The sequence below is a fragment of the Cupriavidus sp. Met-2 genome, assembly GCF_049843575.1.
GTDB classification, from domain to species: Bacteria; Pseudomonadota; Gammaproteobacteria; order Burkholderiales; family Burkholderiaceae; genus Cupriavidus; species Cupriavidus metallidurans.
Window position 1 is genome coordinate 34,335 of record NZ_JBBHZL010000003.1, and the last position, 14,794, is coordinate 49,128.

At 66.9% G+C, this 14,794-nt stretch carries 11 protein-coding genes; all 11 read left to right on the forward strand.

Annotation, left to right across the window (positions count from 1 at the left end):
* Nucleotides 1-2 precede the first annotated feature (2 nt).
* The 11 genes from WD006_RS08625 (at nt 3) to WD006_RS08675 (ending at nt 14,624) form a co-directional block, all read left to right on the forward strand.
* The gene (locus WD006_RS08625) at nt 3-1,424 is read left to right on the forward strand and encodes a type II and III secretion system protein family protein (protein ID WP_011518181.1); all 1,422 of its coding nucleotides are present in this window, start codon (nt 3-5) and stop codon (nt 1,422-1,424) included.
* An 11-nt stretch (nt 1,425-1,435) separates the two neighbouring features.
* Nucleotides 1,436-2,674, forward strand: a complete 1,239-nt coding sequence (locus WD006_RS08630; RefSeq protein WP_227874019.1) for a pilus assembly protein — start codon at nt 1,436-1,438, stop codon at nt 2,672-2,674.
* Between the two features lies 1 nt (nt 2,675).
* Nucleotides 2,676-3,992 (forward strand): CpaF family protein, encoded by a 1,317-nt coding sequence (locus WD006_RS08635; RefSeq protein ID WP_011518183.1) that lies wholly within the window; start codon nt 2,676-2,678, stop codon nt 3,990-3,992.
* Nucleotides 3,985-4,911 (forward strand): type II secretion system F family protein, encoded by a 927-nt coding sequence (locus WD006_RS08640; protein ID WP_029306912.1) that lies wholly within the window; start codon nt 3,985-3,987, stop codon nt 4,909-4,911. Before WD006_RS08635 ends, WD006_RS08640 begins: the two co-directional genes overlap by 8 nt.
* Nucleotides 4,912-4,920: 9 nt before the next feature.
* Entirely contained in the window at nt 4,921-6,024 is a 1,104-nt protein-coding gene (locus WD006_RS08645) for a type II secretion system F family protein (RefSeq protein WP_029306913.1), read from the forward strand.
* On the forward strand, nt 6,025-6,846 hold the full coding sequence (locus WD006_RS08650) for a tetratricopeptide repeat protein (protein WP_029306914.1): 822 nt from the start codon (nt 6,025-6,027) through the stop codon (nt 6,844-6,846). It abuts the gene before it with no gap.
* The gene (locus WD006_RS08655) at nt 6,843-7,220 is read left to right on the forward strand and encodes a DUF3613 domain-containing protein (protein ID WP_051722987.1); all 378 of its coding nucleotides are present in this window, start codon (nt 6,843-6,845) and stop codon (nt 7,218-7,220) included. Before WD006_RS08650 ends, WD006_RS08655 begins: the two co-directional genes overlap by 4 nt.
* Before the next feature lie 8 nt (nt 7,221-7,228).
* A complete protein-coding gene (locus WD006_RS08660) occupies nt 7,229-8,956 on the forward strand; it encodes a TadG family pilus assembly protein (RefSeq protein WP_029306916.1) in 1,728 nt (575 codons plus the stop codon).
* Between the two features lie 11 nt (nt 8,957-8,967).
* A complete protein-coding gene (locus tag WD006_RS08665; protein ID WP_011518189.1) occupies nt 8,968-10,332 on the forward strand; it encodes a sigma 54-interacting transcriptional regulator in 1,365 nt (454 codons plus the stop codon).
* 96 nt (nt 10,333-10,428) lie between these two features.
* Complete coding sequence (locus WD006_RS08670) at nt 10,429-11,574, forward strand: exonuclease SbcCD subunit D (protein WP_029306917.1); 1,146 nt, start codon at nt 10,429-10,431, stop codon at nt 11,572-11,574.
* Nucleotides 11,571-14,624, forward strand: a complete 3,054-nt coding sequence (locus tag WD006_RS08675) for an AAA family ATPase (RefSeq protein WP_029306918.1) — start codon at nt 11,571-11,573, stop codon at nt 14,622-14,624. The genes WD006_RS08670 and WD006_RS08675 overlap by 4 nt, the downstream gene beginning before the upstream one ends.
* Nucleotides 14,625-14,794 lie beyond the last annotated feature (170 nt).

The following is a 14,794-nucleotide window of genomic DNA, read 5'->3' on the forward strand; positions in this document are numbered from 1 at the left end:
GTATGCCGAAAAAGTTGAATCACCGTGTTCTGGCGCGACTGGTCGCGCTGACGATGCTGGCGCTGGCCGCGGCGCCGATATCGCAAACGGATGCACAAGCAGCGACACAAGCAGCGACACAAGCAATGTCGCCGCCGACAGGTTCCTTCGACACCGCAGGCTCGCGCACGTTGCGCCTGCTAGCCGGTGCGCAACAGGAAATCCGGCCCGGACAGGCGCTGGAGCGCGTGGCGGTGGGTAACCCCGAGGTGGCCGATGCACTGCTGCTCAAGCATCGGGGTGGTCCATCCACTGTGCTCGTGGTGGCCCGCAAGCCCGGCGTCACCGACCTCAAGATCTGGAGCCGCGATGTTGCGCCGGTCAGCTACACGGTGCGTGTGGATGCGGTGCGGCCCGATCCCGGCGGCGCCAGCGTTGATCTCTCGTCCGCCGGGGCGTCGATCAGCGGCGAGTCTCCGGATGCCCCAGCCGCCGCGCGTACGCTGATGGCGGCGCGCGCCGCCGTCTCCAGTGCCGATGGCAAGAGGGCAGGCGTTGTGGTTGACCGCTCGACGGTGCCGGTCTCTGGCACTGTGCAGGTGGACGTCAAGGTGGTGGAGATCAGCAAGACCGTTCTCAAGGAAATCGGCCTGAACTTCTATCGCGACAACGGCGGCTTCGCATTCGGTACCTTCAGCCCGTCGTCGCTGACCAAGGCCACGTTCACGCCGGGCGTTGGCACTGTCGTGGACTCGGTGTCGCCAATCAGCAGCGCTTTCAACCTGATCGCCGGATCGGTGTCGAAGGGCATCTTCGCCAACCTGAGCCTGATGGAAGCCAACGGTCTTGTCCGCGTGCTGGCCGAGCCGAGCCTGGTGGCGTTGTCGGGGCAGAGCGCGAGCTTCCTGGCTGGCGGAGAAATTCCGATTCCGGTGCCGCAGGCGCTGGGGACCACGACGATCCAGTACAAGCCGTTCGGTATCGGGCTCACGGTATCGCCGACGGTGATGTCGCGCGAGCGCATCGCGCTCAAGGTGGCGCCCGAGGCCAGCGATCTCGATCCTTCGCGTGGCATCGTGCTGAACGGCGCCACGGTGCCGGCCATCGTCACGCGGCGCGCCGACACCACGATCGAACTCGGTGACGGCGAGAGCTTCGTGATCGGCGGCCTGGTGAGCCGCAACACGGTCAGCAATGTCAGCAAGGTCCCGTTCCTGGGCGATCTGCCGGTGATCGGCAGCTTCTTCAAGAACCTGAACTTCCATCAGGAAGACCGCGAACTGATGATCGTGGTCACGCCGCACCTGATCAAGCCCCTGGCCAAGGATTCTCCCGCAGCGGCCGGCGCATCCCAGGACGGCCGCACCAGCGCCAACCCCAACGTCTGGGGCCGCTACATGCTGGGCGAGTACGCGGACCAGAGCCTGCCAGGGTTCTCGAGATAGGCGGACCAACGATGGAGCGAAACACATCTGTGGATCATTTCCTGCTCAACACCACGCGCGAGGACGTCCGGCACTGGCTGGGCCACGCGCTGGGCGCCGTTGGCACGCTGGTCGCCGAGGCCGATTCGCAGGATTCCTTCGTCGAGAAGATCGGCACATTGCGGCCCGGCCTGGTATTGCTCGACTTCACGCAGTCGCGCGCGATCGACTCGGCGCGGCTGGCCGAGCAGATCGCGCGGCTGTTTCCGCAGTTGCCGCTCGTCGCGGTGGGCCACGCAGGAGAGCCCGAGGCGTTGCTCGCGGCCTTGCGTGCCGGGGTGCGCGACTTCATTGACCTGGGCGGCGCGCCCGACCATGCAGCGTCCGTGGCCCGCCAGTTGATGGTGCCGCGCGCGCAGGTGCGGCCGGTCGCGGCAACGCGGCGCGACGGCAAGATCGTCGCGCTGCTTGGCGCGCGTCCGGGCGTGGGCGTCACCAGCCTGGCCGTGAATCTCGCGGCGGCCGTACGTCGCGGCGCGCAGGCCGAGGTGTTGCTGCTCGATCTGGGTTTGCCCGCGCGGGACGGTGCCCTCTACTCCAACGTCTCGCCCGAGTTCCATTTTGTCGAAGCGGTGCGCAACCTGCGGCGCTTTGACCAGGTGTTCGTCGATACCGCCATCGTGCGGCATGCCAATGGCATGTCGGTGCTGCCGCTGCCGGCCAGTCTGGCCGAGATGCGCGACATCTCGTTTTCCGAGGCCATGGCGTTGCTGGACCGGCTGCGCGAGTTCTTCGATCTCCAGGTGGTGGACCTTGGCGGGTTCTCGAACGCCGAGTTCATGGCGCAGATCGTCAAGGCTGCCGATACCGTGGTGCTGGTGGCCGAGCAGAGCGTCGGTGCGATCGTCTCCGCGGCAGAGCTGCTGCAGGAGCTGAAGAAGCGCGAGGTCGAGCGCGATGACCTGCATCTGCTGGTATCGCGCTTCGACGCCGAACTCGGGGTCGATGCGGAACAGATTGCCGATCGGATCGGCGTGGCCTCGGTGGGCGTGCTGCCTGAACGACGGGCCGCACTTCTGCAGGCAGGAAATCGTGGCGTCGTGCTGGCTGACCAATCACCGGCGGACCCCTATGTGCGCGCTATCGGCGCGCTGTTGGAACGACTGGGATTCCGCGAAGGGCAAGTGCCCGAGCGCAGTGTCCTGGCCCGGATCAAGGAAAAGTTGCCCCAGGTGCTGCGCCCGGTGCGCGCCGCAAGGGTAGGAAACTGACATGACCGACGCGATCGAATTCTCGGACAACGCTGCTGCCCCGTTTCCTGTTTCGCAGGAGTTCCACAATATCAAGGAGGCCGCGCACGAACACCTGCTGACGCGCATCGAGGAGCTTGGCGCCGAGTTCGGGCGCTGGTCGCGCGCGGCCATCCAGCGTTTTGTCGATCTGGAACTGGAGAGTTTCACGCGCCTGCGCCGCATTCCGATCAACGAGGCCGAGCTGCGCCAGATTTCCGAGGCGCTGACCAACGAGCTGGCGGGCTTTGGGCCGATCGAGGATCTGCTCAACGATCCGGCGGTGGAAGATATTCTCGTCAACGGCCACATGGACGTCTACGTGTCACGCCACGGCGTGCTGGAGCGGATTCCGGTGCGGTTTGCCGATGGCGGGCACTTGCTGCGCATCGTGCGGCGGATCCTGGCGCCGATTGGCCGCCGCCTGGACGAATCGAATCCGATGGTCGATGCGCGCCTGCCAGACGGCGGCCGTATCAACGTGATCATCCCGCCGCTGGCGCTGGAAGGTCCGGTCGTCTCGATCCGGAAATTCCGCAAGGATCCGCTGACGCCGCTCGATCTGCAGACACTCGGCACGATGAGCCCGGAGATTACCGAGCTGCTTGACGCCGCCGTGCGCGCGCGCTGCAACATCCTTGTGAGCGGTGGCACCAGTTCAGGCAAGACGTCGCTGCTCAACGCACTGGCCACCTTCATCCCGTCCACCGAGCGTGTGATTACGATCGAGGACACGGCCGAACTGGCGCTCAATCACCCGCACGTGGTCCGGCTGGAAAGCCGCCCGGGCGGCTTCGAAGGTACCGGCACTGTGACGATCCGCGACCTGCTGCGCAACAGCCTGCGGATGCGTCCGGACCGCATCATCGTGGGCGAAGTGCGCGGCGGTGAAGTGCTGGAAATGCTGCAGGCGATGAGCACGGGCCACGACGGCTCGATGGGCACGATCCACGCCAGCAGCCCGCGCGAATGCCTGTACCGGCTGGAGATGCTGGCCGGGTTCGCGGGCTTCCAGGGCAGCGAAGTCAGCCTGCGCCGCCAGATCGCCAATGCGATCGATTTCATCGTGCAGATCGGCCGGCTGTCGAATGGCCGGCGTCGCATCCTGTCGATCACGGAAGTGACCGGACTGGGCGACAACATCATTTCCACGCAGGAGCTTTACCGGCACGAACCGGTGCAGAACCCGGATGGCACTGAAAGCGACCGCTGGCAGTCGCTTGGCATCCTGCCGCATTCGCCCAAGCTGGCGCGGATGCGGCCGGCCAACTTCTCGCTGGATGACCGCTTTGATCTCTAGCGCCAGCCTTTTCATTGCCGCGCTCGCCATGATCATGGTGGGGCTGGGCCTGCTGATGCTCGCTGCCGCACGAAGCCGGTCGCGCGCCGAGGACGCCCGCGCGCACCTGACCGCGCAGACGGAGCAGGTACGCGCGCGCTACGCAACGGTCAGCGACCCCACGCCGCAATCGGCCACGCGCGATCTGCGCCGACGCTGGGACGACCTGATGCGGCGGGCGGACCTGAAGCCCACGCGCCGCACGTATCTGGTCGTGGGCGTGCCGATGGTGCTGGCCGTGCTGGGTGGCGCCATCGCGGGTGGTGGCATCGGCGCGGGGGCCATGCTGGTCATGGTGCTGACGCTGCTGTGCTTCTTTGTCTGGCTGCGTATCCGCCGGATCAAGGAAAAGATGCTGCGCCAGTTGCCAGGCTTTCTCGATGGCGTGGTGCGGCTGATGACCATCGGCAGCAGCGTGCCAGCCGCTTTCCAGAACTCGGTGGCCAACACCGAACCGCCGCTGCGCCAGTGCCTGGTGCAGGTGATTCACTTGCAGCGCGCGGGCAAGGAACTCGATCAGGCGGTGCTGCAGATGGGCCGGGCCTACGACCTCGACGAACTCGTGATCGTGTCGTCGGTGCTGCGGCTCTCGCAGCGCTATGGCGGCCGCGCCGACGTGGTGATGGAACGCACCGCCACCTTCATGCGCGATCGTGAAGAGGCGCAACGCGAGCTGATGGCGCTCTCGGCGGAAACACGTATGTCGGCGTGGGTGCTGGGCCTGTTGCCGCTAATCGTGGGTGGCGGCATGTTCGTTTTCAATGCGGGCTACATCCTGCTGATGTGGCGTGACCCGGGCGGCAAGGCGATGCTGCTGACGGCGGCCGGGCTAGAGGTGGCAGGCGCGTTCCTGCTCTACCGGCTCGCCCGGTCGATCTAGAGGCCCGCCATGGACGTGTTCACACTGATCTCGATCAGCCTGCTTGTCGGCGCGGTGGCGATGATCTTGCTGGCGTGGCCGCTGATGCAGCAATGGCGGCAGCGGCGCGCCGCCGCGCGCACGATCGACGAGGCGCTGGTGCGGCAGGCCACCCAGCGGGCCGCGGGTGCCGCCGCGCAGGCTGGCGCCACGCAGGCCGGTGCCGCACCGGCGACGCAACCGGCCCAGCAGATGTCGCCACGCGCCGCAGCAGTAGCCGCCGCCACGGCAGCGGCCGCGACGCAGGGTGCGAGCCCGGCGCTGGGTGTCGCCGACACGCGGCGCGGATCGATCGGCGCGCAGCTTGGCGGGCGCTTCAGCGAACGCTTCAACCAGCACTGGCTCGAATCGCGCCTGGGCAAGGCCGCGGTGAGTGCCGAGGAGCAGCAGTTGCTGGAGCAGTGCGGTTTCTACGGCGTCAGGCCACGCGCCGTGTTCGGTGCGTTGCGCCTGCTGATACCGGGCATCCTGGCGGCGCTGGCGTTCGCGTGGAAGCTCGACGTTTCGCTGGCCAGCGCCCTGGCATGGGCGTTTGCAGCGTTCGCAGGTGGCTTCCTGCTGGCGAAGACCCTGTTGCGGCGGCGCGCGGCTCAACGGCTGCGCAGCGTGGCCGACGAGCTTCCGATCCTGATCGACATGCTGCGCCTGCTGCAGGGCGTGGGATTGTCGATCGACCAGAGCCTGCAAATCATCGTGACCGAGTTCGGCAGCATGCTGCAGGTGCTTGGCCCCGAGCTGCAGCGCTCCAACCAGCAGTTCGCGTCGGGCCGCTCGCGCGAGCAGACGCTGCTGCGCATCGGCAAGCTGTTCGACGATGAAGATCTGAAGGGCCTGATCACCTTGCTGACGCAGGTGGACCGCCACGGCGGTGCCGTACAGGAGCCGTTGCGCCAGTTCGGCGAGCGCCTGCAGATCGCGCGCAAGGCGCGCATGAAGGACAAGATCGGCAGGCTGACGGTCAAGATGACCGGTGTGATGGTGGTCAGCCTGCTGCCCGTATTGCTGATCCTGACGGCAGGCCCGGGGTTCCTGGGTGTGATGCGCATGTTGGCGCAGATGAATGGAGGTAGTTGAATGAAGACCATGATGTCGCGCTGGTCGCGCTGGTCGCCCCGGACCCTCTTGCCAGCGTCACTGGCCATGCCGCTGGCAGCCGCGCTGCTACTGGCCGGATGCGCGTCCACGCCGAACACAGCGGAGGTGATGGCGCAGCAGGCCGATGCGCAGATCGAACTGGCGAAGCTGCGTGACAAGGAGGCCCGCGCCGAATACAACGATCAGTCCGTTTACCTGGGGCTGATCAACCGGATGCAGACAGAGGGCATGTACTTCGCGTCGCTGGCGCATATCGATGCCTTCCAGCAGAAGTTCGGCAGCAATCCATCGCTGCTGGCGATGCGGGCCGATGCCCTGCGTGAGACCGGTCAGGACGATGCGGCCCTGCAGGCGTACCGTGATCTGCTTGGGACCGATCGCGCCGCGCGGGCGCATCACGGCATTGGGCTTGTGCTTGGCAGACAGGGAGACTTTATGCGTGCCGCCGGTGAACTGCGCCAGGCGGTGTCGATGGAGCCGGTGAACCCGCAGTATTCGAGCGATCTTGGCTACGCACTGATGCGAGGCGGTGCGCTGCAGGATGCCCGCGTGCCGGTGATGCAGGCGCTGGAACTGGATGCCGCCAATCCACGGTTGATCAGCAATGCGGTGGTGTGGCTGTGGGCATCCGGCAAGCGCGCCGAAGCCAACGCCATGATGCAGCGTGCAGCGATGCAGGAGCCGACGCGAGCGGCCATCCGCAAGGAGGCGGATCGCGTCAGTCGGGCCGCGCAGGTCCGCGACAAAACCGCACCGCGTGGCGCGCAGGCCGTGGCGCTCAACGCAGGAGTCAAACCATGACGAGGCATCGTTCCAGACTGACGGACGCTGCGTGCGCGGTGGCAATTTCCGCGATGCTGTTGGGGGCCGCCGGGGCCGCCGGGGCCGCCGGGGCGCAAGCTGCGCAATCGACGCAAACCGTCGAGCCGCCACCGTCCCCGACGTTTCACCCGAACGACGTGCCGGTAGGCGACACCACGCGGATGCTGCTCGAGGTTCAGCGCAATGGCTCGCAGGCCGGGCCGCAGCAGTCGATGACCGGCGAAGAGGCGGCCATCGGCTATGCCCGCTATATGCGCAGCTTCCAGTATCCGTTGCCCGAATTCTTCAGTAGCCAGTCGACCGGTAGCGCATTGCGTGGCAGCACGGGCAGCCCTGCGCCGGTGGGGCAGTAGGCACCGCGATGCGTCACGTCACGTCCGGCTCGATCCACCCACGCCAGCGCGGCACCGTCAGTCTGATGGCTGCGCTGCTGATTGCCGCCATTGGCGTCGCGGCGCTGGTGTCGCTCGACGTCGGCTTCGTGTTCTACACGCAGCGGCAGTTGCAGAAGCTGGTGGACGTGGCGGCGCTTTCTGGCGCGCAGCAATTGAAGAGCGCTGATGATCAGGCGACGACCAATGCCAACGTGCTGTCAAGCGTGACGTCCGCCGCAGCCCAGAACGGCTACACCAAGGCCGTGGCGAATGATTGCACCACGGCAGTGGCTGGCGCGGCGGACGGCGTGCGGACGTGCCTTGGGTTGTGGGACCCCGCCAACCCTGCCAATGGCGACAGCACGCGGCACTTCGATCCGGGCTATCCGGCCACAACGGTGTCGGCCAATGCGGTGCGCGTGCAGGCCACGTTGACGGTACCGCTGCTGTTCATGTTCCAGGGGGGCCAGTCGCGGCAGCTACACGCCGAGGCGATTGCCGCCGCGAGTCCGCCCGCCGCGTCGTTCACGCTCGGCAGCGGCCTGCTCAGGCTCTCGTCGGGTAACGGCCTGCTGGGGCTGCTGCTGGGCAACTCGGTCAATCTGTCCGTGGCGGACTGGAGCGGACTGGTAGGCGCGAACGTGACGCTCGAGCAGTTGCGTTTGCGGGCAGGTGTGGGCACGGTCGACCAGTTGCTGAGCACTTCGCTCTCGATCCAAGACTTCTACGCGCTGGTGCTGGGTGCGGCGGGGCAGTCGGCGCTGCTCAACGCGGCGCTTGGCAGCCCCACGACACAGCTTGGCCTGAATGGCATTGGCACCAAGGTGACGCTGGGCCAGATGCTCGACCTGGGCGTGCTGACACCGGCGGCTTCGTCTGCGGCGGAGGCGGCGCTCAATGTGGCAACGTTGCTGACCACGGCCGCCTATGTCGCGCGCGGGACGAGCGCGGTGGATCTGAGTACGCTCAACGTGAAGACCGCGCTTGGATCGATCGGCGGCTCGATGTACATCATCCAGCCGCCGAAGGTGGCCGTGGGGCCGGCCAAGCAGTATCCGGATGGAACGTGGAAGACCACTGCGACGACCGCGCAGCTTGGCCTGAAACTGGCCGCGCAGGTCTCTGTGCCGCTGGTAGTGGCCAACGTCAATCTGAATCTGCCGTTGTGGCTGCAGATCGCGCAGGCCAAGGGAGATCTGACGCATATCCAGTGCGCGGCTGCTGTTCCGGACCGGCGGGCGACGGTCAATGTGTCCACCAACGCCGTGATGGCATGCCTGGGCAACCCCGGCGGCACCGGCTGTTCCGGCGGCCCACTTACCATCGCCGACGTCCAGTTGTCGGCGGTCGGACTGTTCCCCATTGCCGATGCGAAGATGACCGGACAGCCGATCTCGCAGTCCGGACTGGCTGGTGCAGGCAACAGCTTCGTACTCGCACCGGGTGGTTACGTGGCCGCATCGTCGAGCACAGTGATCGGCGATACCGTGACCAACGTGATCAACGGCCTCAATCCAACGCTCGATGTCAGCCTGCTGCAACTTCAATTACTGAGCATTTCCCCGGGCTGGCTGCTGCAACAGGTGCTGAATCCATTGCTCACGCTGATCAACCAGCTCGTCAATACCTTGACGAGCCTGCTCGGCATCAGCCTTGCCAACGCCGACTTGTGGCTCAACGGCGTCGACTGCAACAACACGGAACTCGTGTACTGAACTGAACGATCATGAAAGCAGACCGGTGGGCCTACGAGAGCCTTGAAGTCTATGTGTGGGAAGGCAAGTACGAGATCGCCGATCGCGTCGCGCGCTTTCTGACGCCACTGGGCGCCGAAGTCGTTCGCGCAGGCGCGCTCGATGCGCTGCCGGCCGAACCACGGGTCAAGCCCAGCATCGCCGTCATCAGTGCGTCGGCGATCGGCTCCGCCAAGTTCACGCTGGATTGGGAAGCCGCGCACGGCATGCCGGTGATCTGGGTCGGCGCGCCCGACCGCGAGAGCGATCCCGGTCGGTTCCCGCCCGAGTACGCCTACATCCTGCCCCACGATTTCACCGGCGCCGATCTGCGCACGCAGATAGCCAAGCTGATGCCGCAATTGATGGCGGCCGCCGAGGCTCGCCCGGATGTGGCCGATCTCGTCGCCGGGTCTGCGGCAATGCAGTCGCTGCTGGAGCAGGTCGATACCTTCGCCAACTTCGACAGCAACGTGATGCTCTATGGCGAGACCGGCGCGGGGAAGGAACGCATCGCGCGGCTCTTTCACGATCGCAACGCGACGTATGGCAAGGGACCGTTCGTGGCGGTCAACTGCGGCGCGATTCCCGATGGGCTGTTCGAGTCGCAGTTCTTCGGTCACGCCAAGGGCGCGTTCACCGGCGCGATGTTCGCGCATCGTGGCTTCTTCGAGCAGGCCACCGGCGGCACGCTGTTCCTTGATGAGATCGGCGACTTGCCGCTGTTCCAGCAGGTCAAGCTGCTGCGCGTGCTGGAGGAGAACGCGGTGACGCGGCTCGGCTCTGCCATGGCGGTCAAGCTGGACTTCCGGCTGGTGGCCGCCACCAACAAGGATCTGCGCGAAGCCGTGACGCAGGGCCGCTTCCGCGCGGATTTGTACTTCCGGCTGGCCGTGATCGAACTGCGGCTGCCCAGCCTGGAGGACCGTGGCCCTGCGGACAAGATCGGTCTGCTGCAATCGTTCATGCGCCACATGATCGGCGCCGCCGCCTACGATGCGCTGCCGCCGATGCCAGACTGGCTCAAGGGCGCCGTGGGCTCCGCGTTCTTCGTCGGTAACGTGCGCGAACTGCGCAACCTGGCCGAACGCATCGGCATCACGGTCCAGCAGCGCGGCGAATGGGACGAGGCGCGCATCCGGCCGCTGTTTCGCTCGCTGCGCCCCGGCGCGTTCGATGGCACCGAGCGGGCCGACCCGCGCGGCGACGCGGAGGAGCGCCGCCGCATCATTGCCGCGCTCGATGCCAACAGCTGGCGACGCCAAGACACGGCAACGTGCCTCGGCATCAGCCGCAAGGTGCTGTGGGAAAAAATGCGCAAGTTCCAGATCGAGGACAGCGAGGCGGAGCCGGTCTGAGTGGTGTCCGCGTACCGTTTGGTGGCCGCGACGTTATGATGCGGGACCGCACGGTATCTGCCGTGCTCTTGGCGCCACTGTGCCGAAGGACCCGAATTGCGTTTTCTCCACACCGCCGACTGGCATCTTGGTCGGCTCTTCCACGCCCGTAGCCTGATCGAGGATCAGTCTCATGTGCTCGACCAGTTCGTCGCGCTGGTGCGCGATCTGCGCCCCGACGCCGTGCTGATTGCCGGCGACGTGTACGACCGCGCGGTGCCGCCGCCGGAGGCCGTGGCGCTGCTCGACGATGTGCTGGCGCGTATCGTGGTGGATGCGGGCGTACCCGTGGTGATGATCGCAGGCAATCACGACAGCGCCCAACGCCTCGGTTTCGGCGCGCGCCTGCTGGCCGCGCGGGGTCTGCACGTGGCGGGACGCACCGGTCCGGAAACGTCCTGCGTGACGCTGCACGATGCGCACGGCGAGGTGCGCATCTACGCCTTGCCCTATGCCGAACCGGCGGCGGTGCGCGACGCGCTCGGCACCGACTTGCCGACGCACGAAGCCGCATTGAACGCCCAGCTCGATGCCATCCGCGCCACGCATCCCGCAGGCGTCCGTTCGGTGGCGGTGGCCCATGCTTTCGTGGTGGGCGGCGCGGTCAGCGAATCGGAGCGCCCGCTGAGCGTGGGCGGTAGCGGTGCCGTGGCCGCGGACGTGTTCCACGGCTTCGATTTCGTGGCATTGGGACATCTGCATCGTCCGCAATCCATCGGCGATAGGATTCACTATTCGGGGTCGCTGCTCAAGTATTCGCTGTCGGAAACCGAACACATCAAGACGGTATCGCTGATCGATGTTGACGCCGAGGGTGGCGTCCGGATCGAGGCGATACCGCTGCGACCATTGCGCGACCTGCGCGTGCTGACCGGCACGCTGGCCGGCTTGCTTGAGGCGGGCGCCACCGACCCGCACCGGGACGACTACGTCCATGCGGTGCTGACCGACGCGGGCGCGTTGCTGGACCCGATGGCGCGACTGCGCCAGGTCTATCCGAACGCACTGGCGATCGAGCGCGCGGTGCTGGCGCGCAGCGGGCAGGCCGGGGACGCGGGGCGCAAGCTGCGGGAACTGGATACGGCCAGCCTGTTTGCGAATTTTTTCCGCGAGGTGGCTGACACAGACCTCGACGATGATCAGCGCCGCGCGCTCGACGATCTATTGGCAGTCATGCAGGCATCGGAAAGGGAGTCGGCATGAAACCGCTTTACCTGAAACTGCAGGCCTTCGGCCCGTTCGCCGCCACGGAGACGATTGACTTCACGCGGCTCGGCGACCAGGCGTTCTTCCTGATCCACGGCCCCACGGGCGCAGGCAAGACCACGCTGCTCGATGCCATCTGCTTCGCGCTCTATGGCGATACATCAGGTGGCGAGCGTAGCGCGCAGGACATGCGCAGCGCCAATGCGGACCCAGCCCTGCGGACCGAGGTCACCTTGGAGTTCTCGCTTGGGGCGACACGCTATCGCGTGACGCGTTCTCCGACGCAGGACCGCCCGAGCCCGCGTGCGGCCGGCGGCTTCGTCAAGGAGACTGCGAAGGCGCAACTCGATGCCCAGGTGGACGGTGAGTGGAAAAGCCACGCCAGCCAGCCGGTCCGTGTGACCGACGCGGTGCGAGTCCTGCTCGGCTTCGACAGCGCGCAGTTCCGGCAGGTGATCGTGCTGCCGCAGGGACGTTTCCGCGAATTGCTGACGGCGGACTCGAAGGCGCGGCAGTCGATCCTCGAGCGTCTGTTCCAGACCGAGCTCTACCGCCGCGTCGAGGAACTGCTCAAGGAGCAGGCCGCGAGCATTCGCCGCGAAGCCGAGGAGATCTCGGTACGACGCAAGACCTTGCTGGAACAGTATCAGTTGCCCTCCGAGCTGGCGCTTGACGAACGTATCGCCGCGCATCGGGAGACGTTGACCGAGCTGGAACGGCGCGAAGCGCTGGCGCGTGCGGGTAGCGAAGCGGCGCAGGCGTCCTTGCGCAAGGGCGAGCTGGAGAGCACGCAGATCAAGGCCTGGAAAGAGGCGGAGGGCGCCTATGCCGTGCTGTCGGCCCGCGTGCCGGCGGTCGACACGGACCGCGCTCGCCTGCAGGCCGCGCGACGCGCGGCGCAGGTGACGCCGGTTGCGCAACTGCTTGAGGTTGCCAGACAGGATCAGACGGCCGCACTCGCCGCGAATGCCGCCGCCGGGACACGCGTGGCAAGCGCCAGCCGGGCCGCCGATATCGCAACAGGTGCGCTGCGCGCGGAACAGGCGCGTGGCGAAGCGCGTTTGGCCGCGCAACGCACCGTGGCGAAACTGGAAGCAATTCTCCCGCAGGCACGCAGGCTTGGCGTGCTGCGCAACGGCGTGGCGCTGGCGAGTACCGGACTGGCCGCTGCCCAGGTGGCGCTTACCGCCAAGGCGAAGGCGCGCGATGCCGCCGTGGCGGCGGCGAAGACGCTGGAAGGCGAGCTGGAGCTTGCGCGGCGCGACGGCGCAAATGCGCAGGCCCTGCAGCTTCAGCTTGGACTGGCGCGCGAACGCGCGACGCGGGTGGCACGTTGCCGGCAACTCGATGCCGAACTTGGGCCTTTGCGCGAATCGCTTGCCGCTGCGGAAGCCGGCGCCAGCCGGGCGACGCAGACGCGCGATACCGCGCGCGTCGCAATGCGTCAGGCGGAATCGGACTGGCGCTTTGGCCAGGCGGCACGCCTTGCCGCTGGCGTGAAGCGTGGCGAACCTTGCCCCGTCTGCGGTGGCAAGGACCACCCTGCGCTGGCGCAGCAGACGCTGGCGCTGGTGACCGACGAGGACCTCGATACCACGCGAGCCGCCTTGCAACATGCCGACGAGGCGTTGGCCGACGCACAGGCCGTGCGACAAAAGGCCGAGGCAAACGTCGCCCAATGTCAGGTGCGTCTGGCGGATCTGCGCGAAGGCGCGGGCGATGTGTCCGACGCGGGCGTGCAGGCGTTAGATCAGGAAATCCAGACGCTGACCGCCAGCGGCGCGAAGGCCGAGGCTGCGGCAACCCGCGCGGAACGGCTCGCGGCCCAGACCATACAGGCGCGTCAGGCGCAGGAGTCTGCCGAAGCCGCAGTGCAGGCGGCCGAAGGCGCATTGCGCACGGCGATGCATGAGCACGCTCAGCAAGATGGCGAGTGGCGTGCCGCGAGTGCGCAGGTGCCCGAGGATTCGCGTGACCCTGACGTCGTGACCGCATCGCTCGAAGCCGCGCAGCGCGAAGCCGGCGCACTGGAGGCCGCATTGCAGGCGGCCCAGGGCGCCGAGCGCGATGCGGTGGCACTGCTGGCCGGTGCGAATGCGGCACTGGCCGCCGCGCGCGAAGCCACTACTCGTGCCGAGGAGCGGGCCGCGCAACGCGAAGCCGCCTTTGTGGAGGCACTTGCCACCGCCGGATTCGCCGGAGCGGACGACTACCGCGCCGCATCCCTGGCTGACGATGCCACGCGCGTGCTTGACGACGCCGTGCGTGCGTTCGATGTCGATCTGGCTCGCGCCGCGGAATGGCGCCAACGCACGGCGGAAATCGGTCAGGCGTTGCAGACGCCGGACATGCCTGCATTGCTCGCGGCACGCGATGCGGCGGCTGTTCAGCTTGAAGCGGCGATCCGGCAGCGCAGCGAACTGGCCGCGGTGCGCGATGCGCTGTTGCAGTGCAAGGGCTTGCTCGATTCGCTGGCCGCCGAAGGACGCGACGTCGAGACGCGCTACGCAGTGCTCGGCCGCCTGTCGGAAGTGGCGAACGGCAATAATCCGCGCCGCATGACGTTCCAGCGTTTCGTGCTGGCCACGTTGCTCGACGAGGTGCTGGAAGCTGCGTCGCTACGGCTGTTGCGCATGAGCCGGGGTCGCTACGCGCTGCAACGTGTGCGAGAGCAGGGCGATCAGCGCGTGGCCGGTGGCCTTGACCTCGAAGTGTTCGACCACGATACCGGCGGCACGCGCCCGGCCAATACGCTGTCCGGCGGCGAAGGCTTCCTGGCGTCACTGTCGCTGGCGCTGGGTCTGGCCGATGTGGTGCAGTCGCGTGCCGGTGGCATCCAGCTCGATACGCTGTTCGTTGACGAAGGCTTCGGCACGCTCGATCCGGAAAGTCTCGACTTCGCGATTCGCACGCTGCTCGATCTTCAGCAGGCCGGACGGCTGGTCGGCATCATCTCGCACGTAACCGAACTGCGCGAGCGGATCGATGTGCGGCTTGAGGTCCGGCCCGGCGTGGCGGGCAGTCAAGCCGTGTTGCGCCTGCCCTGAACCCTGAGCCCCGGGCCCTCGGCGCCGGAGCGCGCCGTGGAAGGCGCGCGAGCGCAATTCCACGCGCGCGCCACTTGGGAGATACCCCAAATCGCGACGCGGACGCCACGTGCCTAGAATATTCGGCGAGCACTTAATAAAACGTAGTTCCGCCTATCGGAACTTCGAGG

Excerpts from the sequence above, each read along its gene's own strand:
- WD006_RS08625 (WP_011518181.1), top strand. The coding sequence starts at position 3 with ATGCCGAAAAAGTTGAATCACCGTGTTCTGGCGCGACTGGTCGCGCTG.
- WD006_RS08660 (WP_029306916.1), top strand. The coding sequence starts at position 7,229 with ATGCGTCACGTCACGTCCGGCTCGATCCACCCACGCCAGCGCGGCACC.
- WD006_RS08635 (WP_011518183.1), top strand. The coding sequence starts at position 2,676 with ATGACCGACGCGATCGAATTCTCGGACAACGCTGCTGCCCCGTTTCCT.
- WD006_RS08645 (WP_029306913.1), top strand. The coding sequence starts at position 4,921 with ATGGACGTGTTCACACTGATCTCGATCAGCCTGCTTGTCGGCGCGGTG.
- WD006_RS08675 (WP_029306918.1), top strand. The coding sequence starts at position 11,571 with ATGAAACCGCTTTACCTGAAACTGCAGGCCTTCGGCCCGTTCGCCGCC.
- WD006_RS08665 (WP_011518189.1), top strand. The coding sequence starts at position 8,968 with ATGAAAGCAGACCGGTGGGCCTACGAGAGCCTTGAAGTCTATGTGTGG.
- WD006_RS08655 (WP_051722987.1), top strand. The coding sequence starts at position 6,843 with ATGACGAGGCATCGTTCCAGACTGACGGACGCTGCGTGCGCGGTGGCA.
- WD006_RS08650 (WP_029306914.1), top strand. The coding sequence starts at position 6,025 with ATGAAGACCATGATGTCGCGCTGGTCGCGCTGGTCGCCCCGGACCCTC.
- WD006_RS08630 (WP_227874019.1), top strand. The coding sequence starts at position 1,436 with ATGGAGCGAAACACATCTGTGGATCATTTCCTGCTCAACACCACGCGC.